Annotated in this window: 10 protein-coding genes; 4 read left to right on the top strand and 6 right to left on the bottom strand. The window is 62.9% G+C overall.

Going from position 1 to position 11,943, the window contains the following annotated elements:
* The first annotated feature begins 1 nt into the window (after position 1).
* Complete coding sequence (locus SINAR_RS0127775; protein ID WP_028002114.1) at positions 2-985, top strand: type II secretion system F family protein; 984 nt, start codon at positions 2-4, stop codon at positions 983-985.
* A gap of 210 nt (positions 986-1,195) precedes the next feature.
* Here the strand turns inward: SINAR_RS0127775 and SINAR_RS0127780 are convergent, their stop codons facing one another.
* Positions 1,196-2,005 (bottom strand): tetratricopeptide repeat protein, encoded by an 810-nt coding sequence (locus tag SINAR_RS0127780; RefSeq protein WP_028002115.1) that lies wholly within the window; start codon positions 2,003-2,005, stop codon positions 1,196-1,198.
* A 130-nt stretch (positions 2,006-2,135) separates the two neighbouring features.
* Here SINAR_RS0127780 and SINAR_RS0127785 point away from each other — a divergent pair, with 130 nt between their 5' ends.
* From SINAR_RS0127785 to SINAR_RS0127795, 3 genes are all read left to right on the top strand, one after another.
* A complete protein-coding gene (locus SINAR_RS0127785; protein ID WP_028002116.1) occupies positions 2,136-3,527 on the top strand; it encodes a leucyl aminopeptidase family protein in 1,392 nt (463 codons plus the stop codon).
* Between the two features lie 117 nt (positions 3,528-3,644).
* A complete protein-coding gene (locus SINAR_RS0127790; RefSeq protein WP_028002117.1) occupies positions 3,645-3,989 on the top strand; it encodes a MarR family transcriptional regulator in 345 nt (114 codons plus the stop codon).
* An 8-nt stretch (positions 3,990-3,997) separates the two neighbouring features.
* Positions 3,998-4,852, top strand: coding sequence for a C40 family peptidase (locus SINAR_RS0127795; RefSeq protein WP_028002118.1), 855 nt, complete (start codon positions 3,998-4,000; stop codon positions 4,850-4,852).
* 56 nt (positions 4,853-4,908) lie between these two features.
* Here SINAR_RS0127795 and SINAR_RS0127800 read toward each other — a convergent pair whose 3' ends face one another.
* From SINAR_RS0127800 to SINAR_RS0127820, 5 genes are all read right to left on the bottom strand, one after another.
* A complete protein-coding gene (locus SINAR_RS0127800; protein WP_028002119.1) occupies positions 4,909-5,868 on the bottom strand; it encodes a 2-hydroxyacid dehydrogenase in 960 nt (319 codons plus the stop codon).
* A 10-nt stretch (positions 5,869-5,878) separates the two neighbouring features.
* Positions 5,879-7,507: an ABC transporter ATP-binding protein gene (locus SINAR_RS0127805; RefSeq protein WP_028002120.1), complete on the bottom strand. Its 1,629-nt coding sequence runs from the start codon at positions 7,505-7,507 to the stop codon at positions 5,879-5,881.
* 8 nt (positions 7,508-7,515) lie between these two features.
* Positions 7,516-8,649, bottom strand: coding sequence for an ABC transporter permease (locus tag SINAR_RS0127810; protein ID WP_028002121.1), 1,134 nt, complete (start codon positions 8,647-8,649; stop codon positions 7,516-7,518).
* Positions 8,649-9,731 carry a microcin C ABC transporter permease YejB gene (locus SINAR_RS0127815; protein WP_028002122.1) on the bottom strand — a complete coding sequence of 361 codons (1,083 nt, stop codon included), beginning with the start codon at positions 9,729-9,731 and terminating at the stop codon, positions 8,649-8,651. The genes SINAR_RS0127810 and SINAR_RS0127815 overlap by 1 nt, the downstream gene beginning before the upstream one ends.
* A gap of 179 nt (positions 9,732-9,910) precedes the next feature.
* A complete protein-coding gene (locus SINAR_RS0127820; RefSeq protein WP_028002123.1) occupies positions 9,911-11,770 on the bottom strand; it encodes an extracellular solute-binding protein in 1,860 nt (619 codons plus the stop codon).
* Between the last annotated feature and the right edge of the window lie 173 nt (positions 11,771-11,943).

Genomic DNA, 11,943 nt, shown 5'->3' on the forward strand with positions numbered 1-11,943 from the left:
CGTGGACGGCTGGATAGAGACGCTTACAGATCCGAACATCATCGTCGCGGCGCTCGTCTCGGTGGCCGTGCTCGCCACCTTCTATTCGCTCGTGGCGCCCCTGTTCGAGCGGGGAGACCTGGCGAAGCGGATGAAATCGGTCGCAACCGAACGGGAGCAGATTCGCGCCCGCGAGCGAGCCCGGCTCACTGCCGAGGCGACGACCGGCAGGGCGAGCCTGAGGACGCAGCACAACAGTTCGGTTCGGGAAATCGTCGAGCGGCTGAATCTCAGGAAGGCCCTGGTGGACGACAATACCGTCAACCGCCTGAAGACAGCCGGTTACCGCTCGCAGAACGCGCTCAACACCTTCCTCTTCGCGCGCTTCTGCCTGCCGTTCCTGTTCTTGATCGTTGCCGTTCTTTATATTTTCGTGCTCGGGAACTTTGCCGACAAACCGATCATGGTCAGGGTGTCCTTCGCCATCGGCTTTGCCTATGTCGGCTTCTACGCGCCGAACATTTTCATCGCCAATGCGATCTCCAAACGCCAGCAGTCCATTCGCCGCGCCTGGCCGGATGCGCTCGATCTCCTGCTCATCTGCGTCGAATCGGGCGTCTCGATGGAGCTTGCCATGCGGCGCGTCGCCGACGAAATAGCGGTGCAGTCGCAGCCGCTGGCGGAGGAACTGGTGCTGACGACAGCGGAACTCTCCTTCCTGCCCGAAAGGCGCATCGCGCTCGAAAATCTCGGCATGCGTACCGGCCTCGAGGAGGTGAAATCGGTGACGCAGGCGCTGATCCAGGCGGACCGCTACGGCACGCCCGTAGCCCAGGCGCTGCGCGTGCTGGCGCAGGAGAGCCGCGACCAGCGCATGACTGCCGCGGAGAAAAAGGCCGCCGCGCTGCCGCCGAAGCTGACGGTGCCGATGATCCTGTTCTTCCTGCCGGTCCTCGTCGCCGTCATCCTCGGCCCCGCAGGGATCCAGGTGGCGGATAAGTTTTAGGATGGAAAGGCGAAGGTGATTTAACCGCCCTTGAAGGTATTGCCGCCCTTGCCGGCTGTGCTGGCCCTATCCCCGCAGCCGGGAGAGGGGACTTGGAGAGGGCGGCACATCCCTTTTCCCGCCTGGGGAGAGGATCGCGGCAGCGGGCGCGTGCCGCCGGCCGCCGCGGTGTGGCAGCGCCGGCCGATCAATCTTCAATCCGCTCAATCTTCAATCCGCCTTCGCAAGTTGCTTCCACGCGCCCTGCTGCGACAGCATCGCGCGCAGATAGGCGACGTTGGCTTCCGCCTGCTCGGGTGTCAGTTCCTGCCGGGCGATGGCTTCTGCTTCCTGGAAACGGCCCTGCAGGCCGACTGCGAGGGCTAGGTTCTGGCGGACGCTGCTGCCGGCATCCGGTTGACCCGCCGCGGATTTGAGGTAGGTCTCGGCCGTCCGCAGATCCTTCGTCAGCAGATAGGACATGCCGAGGTTGGAAAGGACAGAAGGCTCGTTGGGCTTGAGGTCCAGCGCCTCGCGATAGCGCAGCCGTGCCTCGGCGGAGCGGCCGAGCTGGTCGAGAATGGCGCCTTCTGCGGATTTCAGCTTCCAGTCGGGGCGGTCCGGCGTCTGGGCGCGGCCGATCGTGTTGAGCGCCTGTTCCAGCTGGCCGGCAGCCGCCTGCGCCTTGCCGTAGGCTCCGAGCACCTCGCGGTCCGCCGGATGGTAGATCGCCACCTGCTGCATGACGGCAAGCGCCTGTTCGTTGCGGCCGGTCATACGCAGGAGATTGGCGTAATTGAGCCCGGCCTCGCGGTCCCTCGGATTGCGTTCATAGGCCTGGCCGATGCGTTCCGCCGCCGCCGCAAGCTCGGTCGCGTTCATCGACTGCACCGGCCTCGCCAGTTTCGGGATGGATCCCGTCGTCAGCTCTTTCCGGCCTTGCTGGCCGGCACAGGCGGAGAGCGACAGCGCCACCATTGCCACCGCGGTTCCCGTCGCGAGCCGGCGCAGAGAGAAGGAAAAATTGTCTTGCATGGTCATAGAGCCCCAGCCACCCAGTCCTGCACCGGAACTCCAGACAAAAGCGGCGCAACTTTCACTCCAGCAATAATCTGTTAACCCTAACGGAGCGTTAATCGCGCTCGTTCGCATCCGTCAGTCGAGGATTCCAATGGCTCCCTATCAGTTCATCGAGCGGCCATCGCCGTTCAACATCAGCAACGGCAAGACGCTGCCTATCTTTGCCGTGACGCCGGCGCATATCGAAACGGGGAGCATCGATCCGGTCGCGCTCGATTGGGCGAAGAAAGCCGGCTTCAAGGCGGAATCCGGCGCGGTGCTGCTCATCCCCTCGGCCGATGGTCATCTCGGCGGCGCGCTGTTCGGGCTCGGCGCCCACCCATCCGACACGCCCTTCCTGACCGGCAAGCTCGCCCGGGCGCTCCCGGCCGGCAAATGGCACATCGAAACGGCGCCGCTCACCGCCAACCGGCTGGCGCTCGGCTACGGCCTCGGTTCCTACCGCTTCGAGCGCTACAAATCGGCGAAGACGGACGCGCCGACGCTGCTTATTCCGGCCGATGCGGATGCCACCGATATCAAGAGACAGCTCGCCGGCGTGTTCCTGGCGCGCGACCTCATCAACACGCCGACCAACGATATGGGACCGGAAGCGCTGGAAGCCGCGTTCCGGACGCTGGCCGCCCACTACAAGGCGGACGTGTCGGTGATTTCCGGCGAAGCCCTGCTGACCGAGAACTTCCCGCTCGTTCACACGGTCGGCCGCGCCAGCGCCGAAGCGCCGCGTCTTCTTGAAATGCGCTGGGGCAGGAAGGGCCACCGGAAGGTGACGCTCGTCGGCAAGGGCGTCTGCTTCGATACCGGCGGGCTGGACATCAAGCCGGCCGCCTCGATGCTGCTCATGAAGAAGGACATGGGCGGCGCTGCGAACGTCTTGGGCCTCGCACTGATGATCATGGATGCAAAGCTCAAGGTGGATCTGCGCGTCATCATTCCTGTGGTCGAGAACTCGATCTCGGCGAATGCATTCCGTCCCGGCGACATCTACAAGAGCCGCAAGGGCTTGACCGTGCAAATCGACAACACCGACGCGGAGGGACGGCTGATCCTCGCCGATGCACTCGCCTATGCGGACGAGGAGAAGACGGACCTCGTCATCGACATGGCGACCCTGACGGGCGCCGCCCGTGTGGCGCTGGGGCCGGACCTGCCGCCCTTCTTCACCGATGACGATGATCTCGCCCGTGATCTTGCCGAGGCGAGCCTGACCGTGGACGATCCGGTCTGGCGGATGCCGCTCTACAGGGGCTACGACAAGGATATTTCCGCCCGCATCGCCGATCTCACCAACGCACCCTCGGGCGGCATGGCCGGCTCGATCACGGCGGCGCTGTTCCTCAAGCGTTTCGTGACCAACGCGAAAAGCTGGGTCCATTTCGACATCTTCGGCTGGGCCCAGTCCGAGCGCCCGCATTCGCCGATCGGTGGTGAAGCTCAGGCAATCCGGGCGCTCTATCACCATATAGGAAGGATTGCGGGGTAGCCTTTCGACCGGTTGCGTCCTCATCCGCCGACAGGCGGATGAGGACCTGCAAAAGAAACGCTTGCGTAACGATCGCCGGCTATGCTCCGCGAACCGTGGTCCACCCAGGAGCTTCCTTTGCCGGTCGAACTTACCCCTTCTCAGGCGCTGGGGCTCTGGCGTGCCGTGTCGCTCGAACAGGTGCGCGTCGACAGCCGTGATCTGACCTTGCGCCAAATGGCGATCCTGCTACAGATTTACCTCGTGCCGCCGCCCCATACGGTACGCGGCCTCGCGGCGGCGCTCGGCGTGACGAAGCCGGTGATCACGCGCGCGCTCGACACCATGGGTGCGCTCGGCCTCGTCGACCGGATCCGCGATGAACGCGACAGGCGCAACGTCGTCATCAAGCGCACCGTCGAAGGCGCGCTCTATCTTGAAAAGTTCGGCGATCTGATCATCAATCAGGGCCGGAAAATGTGAGCTTATCCATGCCGGAAGTCCTCGATCGCCGTCTCAATGCCTATCGCGAGGATCTCGCCGAGGCACGTCTGCGCGGTCTCGTCGAGGCAGAGCGCTTCGTGGAAGGAAGGCCGGCGGCCCTGTCCGTGCCGGTAACGCCATTGCGGTCGAGGCCGGAGGCTGGCTGCGGTACGGATACGGAGCTTCTCTATGGCGAGACGGTGCGCGTGCTCGATGTCGCCGGCGGATGGGCGTGGGTCAAGTCCGATCTCGACGGCTATGTCGGCTACGTACCGGAGAATGTCGTGCAGCCCCCGCAGGCGCCGGCGACGCACCTCGTGGCGGTGCCGCGGACTTTCGTCTATCGCGGCGCGGATCTGCGCTTTCGCCAGGCCTTTGCCCTTTCCATGGGAAGCCGGATTGCCGTAGTGGGTGAGGCCGAGACGCGCGGCACGCGCTATTTTCTGCTGGATGGCGGGCTGGCGATCGTCGCCGATCATTGCATTCCCGCAACCGGCGCGCTCTCGGAAGACTATGTCGCAATCGCGGCCCGCTTTCTCGAAACGCCCTATCTTTGGGGCGGCCGCTCCGGCTTCGGCATCGACTGTTCCGGCCTCGTGCAACTCGCGATGCAGATGGCCGGGCGCAATGCGCCGCGCGATTCCGACATGCAGGCAAGCGGCCTCGGCCGCGCCATCGGGCGTGAGGAACTCACGCGCGGCGACCTGGTCTTCTGGAAGGGCCATGTGGCGATCATGGAAGACGAGAAGACCCTGGTGCATGCCAACGGCCACACGATGACGGTGGCGCGCGAGGGTCTCGAAGATGCCATCCGGCGCATCGGCTGGCTCTACGCGCAGCCGACGGGCTATAGGCGGCCTTGAAGCCTTTGCGGTCGGTTCGGCCGATTCTCTTGACGGGGAGGGGATGGGACAACCAATCAATAGCCGGCTACCTTATCCACCACATGTTCCAAAGGCAGCCCGCTCTCGAAGCGCGCGATCTGCTGCTCCACATGGATGAACAGGGCCTTGACGTCGGACGAGGCGGCGACATGCGGCGTCACATAGACGTTCGGCAAGTCCCAGAAGCGGCTATCCGGAGAAAGCGGCTCCCGTTCGAAGACGTCGAGCGAGGCGCCTCCCAGAACGCCCGAATCGAGGCATTCCAGGATGTCGGCTTCGACCTGGCTGCCGCCCCGACCGGCATTGATGAAAACGGGCGCGCCGAACGGACCGTTACGGCTGAGCCTGCCGAAGAGGGCGGCATTGAAAATACCCCTGGTATCCGGCGTCAGCGGCAGCAGACCGACGAGAAAATCCGTCGTGCCGAGAAAATCGTCCAGTCCGGCGGCGTCGTAGGTCTCGATACCCTCGACAATACGCTTGCTTCGCGACCAGCCGATCACCTTGAAGCCCATCATGGCGAGTTTGCGGGCGGCGTCCTGGCCGAGCACACCCATGCCCATGATGCCGACCGTCACGTCGGCTGCTTCCGGTTGGCTGAGGTCGCGCCATTCGTGCATCTTCGCCAGCGCCTCGTAGGCGCGGTGCTGACGCAGATGCAGGAGGCACTGCATCACCACCCACTCGCTCATCCGCGTCGTCAGCGTCCGGTCGACGAAGCGCACCAGAGGCACGTCGGGCAGGCCGGGCAGCATCAGCACGTGATCGACGCCCGCGCCGCCGGAAAAGACCACCTTGAGGTCGGGTGCGCGGGAGAAGAGGTCGGGCGCGGATTTCCAGACCACCGCATAGTCGATGCCGGAGAGGTCACGCCCCTGATGCGCCGGGTCGGCGAGATCGATCACCTCGCGGTCGGGAAAGGCGCCCGCAAGGGCGGCCTCCACTTCCTCGGGGATGAATTTCAGATCGACGATGACGGGGCTTTTGGCGGGCATGGGCGCAGCTCTACTGATGAACGGTGGCGAGATTGACCGCTTCGAGGTTGAAGGCGGCGGCCATCAGCGCCTTGGTATAGTCTTCCCTCGGTGCCTCGAAGATACGTTCGGCGGGCCCCTGCTCCACGACCTTGCCGAGCCGCATGACGATCACCTCGTTGGCGAGCGCGCGCACGACCTTGAGGTCGTGGCTGATGAAGAGATAGGCGAGATTGTGCCTGTGCTGGAGATCGCGCAGGAGATCGACCACCTGGGCCTGCACGCTCATGTCGAGGGCGGAGGTCGGCTCGTCGAGCATGACGAATTGGGGTTTCAGCACCATCGCCCGGGCGATCGCGATGCGCTGGCGCTGACCGCCGGAGAACTCGTGCGGATAGCGCCAGCGCGTCGCGGGATCGAGGCCGACTTCTTCCAGCGCCGCGGCGACGCGCCGGTCGCGCTCGTTGTCCGTCAGCGCTTTTTCGTGAATCTTCAGTCCCTCGCCGATGATATCGGCGACCGACATGCGCGGGCTCAGCGAACCATAAGGGTCCTGGAATACCACCTGCATGCGGCTTCTGAGCGGCCGCATCTCGCGGAAACTGTAGGCGTCGACGTCTTCCCCGACGAAGGCGATCCGGCCCTTTGACGAGATCAGCCGGGTCAGCGCAAGGCCGAGCGTCGTCTTTCCGGAACCCGACTCGCCGACCACGCCCAGCGTCTGGCCGGCGCGGAGCGTCAGGTCGATGCCGTCCACCGCCTTGACGTGGTCGACCACCCGGCGCAGGAAGCCCGCCTTGATGGGAAACCAGACCTTCATATCCCTGGCTTCGATCACAATCGGCCTCGAGACATCCGTAGGCGGCGGTTCGCCCCGCGGCTCGGAGGCGAGCAGGTGGCGGGTATAGGCGTGCTGCGGATTGGCGAAGATCTCGGCGGTCGGCCCCGTCTCGACTATCTTGCCCTTCGTCATCACGCAGACCCGATCGGCGATCTTTCGGACGATGCCGAGGTCATGGGTGATGAACAGCATGGACATGCCGTGTTCATCCTTGAGCGATTTCAAAAGCTCGAGAATCTGCGCCTGCACCGTCACGTCCAGCGCAGTCGTCGGCTCGTCGGCGATCAGGAGCTCCGGCCGATTGGCGAGCGCCATGGCTATCATCACGCGCTGGCGCTGGCCGCCTGAGAGTTGATGCGGATAGGCGCCGAGCCGCTTTTCCGCCTCGCGGATGCCGACCTGATCGAGGAGCTCCAGCGTCCTCGCGCGGGCGCCCGCACCCTTCAGGTCCTGATGGATTTCCAGGATTTCGCCGATCTGCTGCTCGATCGTGTGCAGCGGATTGAGCGACGTCATCGGCTCCTGGAAGATCATGGTGACGTCGTTGCCGCGAACATGCCTCAGCTCGTCGTCGCTCGCCTTCAGGAGGTCCTTCCCGTTGAAGAGGATCTCGCCGCTCGGATGGCTGGCGGCGGGATAGGGCAGCAGCCTCAGGATGGAATTGGCCGAGACTGATTTGCCCGAACCGGACTCGCCGACCAGCGCTACGGTCTCGCCGCGCTTGATGTCGAAGGAGATGTGGTCGACCGCAAGCGACGTTTCGCCGGCCTGGTGAAAGGCGACGGAGAGATCGCGCACGGAGAGGAGAGTATCTGTCATCGTCGCGCTCACCGGAACGTCTTTCTCGGGTCGAAGGCGTCGCGCGTCGCCTCGCCGACGAAGATCAGCAGCGAAAGCATGATCGACATGGCGAAGAAGGCGGTCAGCCCCAGCCAGGGCGCCTGCAGGTTGGACTTGCCCTGCGCGATCATCTCGCCGAGCGACGGGGAGCCCGGAGGCATGCCGAAGCCCAGGAAGTCGAGCGAGGTGAGCGTGGTGATGGAGCCGGAAAGAATGAAGGGCAGGAAGGTGAGCGTCGCAACCATCGCGTTCGGCAGGAGGTGGCGGTACATGATGGTGCCGTTGCCGACGCCGAGCGCGCGCGCCGCGTTGACATATTCGAAATTGCGGGCGCGCAGGAACTCGGCCCTCACGACTCCGACGAAGCCGACCCAGGAAAAGAGCAGCATGATGCCGAGCAGGATGAAGAAGCCCGGCGGCAGGATGGCGGCGATGATGAGGAGGATGTAGAGCACCGGCATCGACGACCAGATCTCGATGAAGCGCTGCATGAGAAGATCGGTCCAGCCGCCGAAATAGCCCTGCACGGCACCGGCCGAAACGCCGATGACCGCCGAGGCGATGGTCAGCGCGAGACCGAAAAGGACCGAGATGCGAAAACCGTAGATCATCCGCGCCATCACGTCGCGCGCCTGGTCGTCGGTGCCGAGCCAGTTCAAGTTGCCGGCTATGCATCCGGGGTCGTCGGCCCCTTGCGGGTAGGCGGAGCAGCGCTCCTCCTCGCTCATCAGCCAGAAGGGCGGCGTCGGCGCCGAATGGGGGATGCTGGAGTTGACCGTCTGGTAGGAATAGCGGATCGGCGGCCAGACCATCCAGCCGTTCGCCTCGATCTCGTCGCGGATGAAATCGGAGCGATAGTCGGTCTCCGCGAGGAAGCCGCCGAACTTCTCTTCCGGATAATCGATCAGCACCGGGGCCAGGATCTCGCCCTTGTAGGAGACGAGGATCGGCTTGTCGTTGGCGATGAACTCCGCAAACAGGCTGAGGCCGAAGAGGAGGAGGAAGAGCCAAAATGACCAGTAGCCGCGGCGGTTGGCCTTGAAGTTCTGCCAGCGGCGGCGCCCGATCGGCGTGAGCCAGCCCTTTTCCGGCGTGCCGGCATAGGCGGTAGCGGTGCTCATCAGACGTCCCTCCGCTCGAAATCGATGCGCGGGTCGACCCAGGTGTAGATGAGGTCGGAGATGAGGCTCACGACAAGCCCCATCAGCGAGTAGATGAAGAGGGTCGCGAAGACGATCGGATAGTCGCGCTTGACGACTGCGTCATAGCCGAGCCGCCCCAGCCCGTCGAGCGAGAAGATGTATTCGATGAGCAGGGAGCCCGTGAAGAAGGCGGAGATGAAGGCGCCGGGAAAACCCGCGATGATGATCAGCATCGCGTTGCGGAACACATGTCCATAGAGAACGCGCCGCTCGGTCAGGCCTTTGGCCCGCGCCGTGGTCACATATTGCTTCTTGATCTCGTCGATGAAGGAATTCTTGGTGAGCAGCGTCGTGGTCGCGAAGGCGGAGAGGAGAAGCGTGATCAGCGGCAACGTCATGTGCCAGAAATAATCGAGGATTTTCTCGTACCAGGAAAGCTGGTCGAAATTGTCGGAAACCAGGCCGCGCAACGGGAACCAGTCGAAGAAGGACCCGCCCGCAAAAAGCACGATCAGGAGAATGCCGAAAAGAAAGCTCGGCACCGCATAGCCGACGATGATGACGCCGGAGGTCCAGACGTCGAAGGTCGAACCGTCGGAGACCGCTTTCTTGATGCCGAGCGGGATCGAGATCGCATAGGAGAATATGAGGATCCAGACCCCGAGCGAGATCGAAACCGGCATTTTCTGAATGATGAGGTCGATGACCGGCGTGTTGCGGAAAAAGCTCTCGCCGAAGTCGAAGCGGATATAGTCCCACATCATCGTGATGAAACGCTCGAGCGGCGGCTTGTCGAAACCGAACTGCTTTTCGAGCTTGGCGATGAAGTCCGGATCGAGGCCTTGAGCACCGCGATATTGCCCGCCATCGCCACCGCCGACAGGCGCGAGGTCGCCGGAATTCCCGGAAAGCCTGTCCGATCCTGACGCGTTGGTGAGGTCGGCGATCACCTGTTCCACCGGGCCGCCCGGCGCGAACTGCACGACGGCGAAGGAGATCGCCATGATGCCGATGATCGTCGGGATCATCAGCAGAAGCCGGCGCAGGATATAGGCACCCATCAGGCGAACCTCTGGATCGGCGAATTGCCGGCGAGGCACGCCGGCGCAGCGTCGACTGGAATTGCTCTAATGTGCGTCAAATCCTGCATCTCCCAGCGGCTGCGGCCTCTGCGGAGCCGTTCGTGTTTCGTGATTCGTTACTTGCATTTGGAATCGAGACGGCGCTGAGCGCAAGGGATTCATTTGGCAGCCGCGTTTTTCGACCACCACGCATCCGGGAAATCCATCCCGTAATAGGGAAGCTCCTTCGGGCGGGCCAGGTGCTTCCAGTAGGCAACGCGCAAGGCCTTCGAATAAAAGAGCGGCACGACGTAGTGGTGGGCGAGAAGGACGCGGTCGAGCGCCCGTGTCGTCGCGACCAGCTCCTCGCGGTTGGGCGCGAAGACAATTCTCCGGATGAGCTCGTCTATCGCCGGATCGGCGATGCCGGCATAGTTCCTTGATCCCGGCTGGTCGACTGAGGCCGAACCCCAATAGTCGCTCTGTTCGTTGCCGGGCACGAGCGTTTGCGCCCAGACGACGTAGATCATGTCATAGTCGAAACTTCTGACGCGATTGGTGTATTGCGAGTCGTCGACGGTGCGGATACGGGCGTCTATCCCGATCTTCCTCACGCTGTTCACGAATGGCGTCACCGTACGCTCGAAGGAAGGATTGGACAGAAGGATCTCGAAGCTGAACGGTTCGCCGGTCTTCGCGTTGACCAATCGGCTGCCCTTGAGTTCGTAGCCCGCCTCCTTGAAGAGTGCGAGCGCCGTACGCAAGTTTTCGCGCACCTTTTGCGGGTCGCCGTTGACAGGGTTCCTGTAGGGCGTGGTGAAAACGGCGGCAGGAACCGTGTCCTTCAATTCCTCGAGGATTTCCTTCTCGCGCCCTTCGGGCAAACCCGAGGAGGCGAGTTCAGTGCCCCAGAAATAACTGTCGACGCGTTGAAACGCATTGTGGGCAAGGCTGCGATTCAGATCCTCGAAGTCGAAGGCGTAGTTCAACGCTTCGCGCACCCGCTGGTCCTTGAATTTTTCGCGGCGCATATTGGGCACGAAGGCTTGCATTATGCCGGTAGCACGCAGCGGGTTCTCGATTTCCTCTCGGATCACCCGGCCGTCCTTCATGGCTGGAAAGTCGTAGGCCGTGGCCCAGTGGCTTGCGCTGTTGTCCTGATAGAAATCTACATTGCCGGCACGGAAGGCCTCGAACTGCACGCTCCTGTCGCCAAAGAACGCATAATTGATGGTGCGGAAATTGTACCTGCCGACATTCACGTTGAGATCCTTGGCCCAATAGTCGTCCCGCAGCTCGAAGCGGATCGAGCCGCCCGCCTGGAACGAGGCGATCTTATAGGGGCCGGAGCCCATGACCGGTTCCAATGTCGTGCGGCTGATATCGCGCTTGTTGCCCTTCGCGTCCTGTCCTTCCCACCAGTGCTTCGGCAGGATGGGGAACTGGCCGAGAATGTTCGGCAGTTCGTGGTTATTCTTCTCGTCGAAGCGGAAGGTGACCTCCCGCTCGGCTGTCTTTTCGGCCGACACCACATGACGGTAGTAATTGGAAAAGAGCGGGTTGTGTTCCTTCACCATGTCGAAGGAGAAAACGACGTCCTCCGGCGTCACCGGCTTGCCGTCCGCCCACTTGGCTTCGGCGCGCAGGCGAAAAGTGGCGGAGGAAATATCGTCGGGATACGAGACGGCCTCTGCGAGCAGACCGTAGGAGGTGGTGATCTCGTCCTCGGCGGATTTCAGGAGCGTTTCGAAGACCAGCGAAGAAACGCCGGTCGCCACCTCACCCTTGGCGAGGATCGGGTTGAACGAGTCGAACGTCCCGTTCTCCGAGAGCCGCAGCTCTCCGCCCTTTGGAGCATCCGGATTGACGTAATCGAAGCGGGCGAAGCCATCCTTGTATTTGGGCTCTCCGATTGACGATGTAGCGTGGTGCCAGACGGTCTGTTCCCCGGCATTCGACGCAGGAGGAAGGAGCAGAAGCGCCGCTGTCAGAAGCGAGGCCGCGAGGCCAGGCTTCATGGTTTTGCAGAAGTTTGGCATCCGGCCAGTACCCCTTTTTTGTTCCAATGTTCTTTTTAATGAACATAGGCGAAATCAGGGCAATTGACAGGACCTGCCCAAAATCAGGCGAATTTCTTCAGTCACATCCCGGTGAGTCGCAAGGTTGATGCAACCGCGGCGAATCACGATAGGAGAGGGTGGCGGAGTGAGAG

Origin of the sequence: Sinorhizobium arboris LMG 14919, from assembly GCF_000427465.1 — a bacterium.
Lineage (GTDB): Bacteria > Pseudomonadota > Alphaproteobacteria > Rhizobiales > Rhizobiaceae > Sinorhizobium > Sinorhizobium arboris.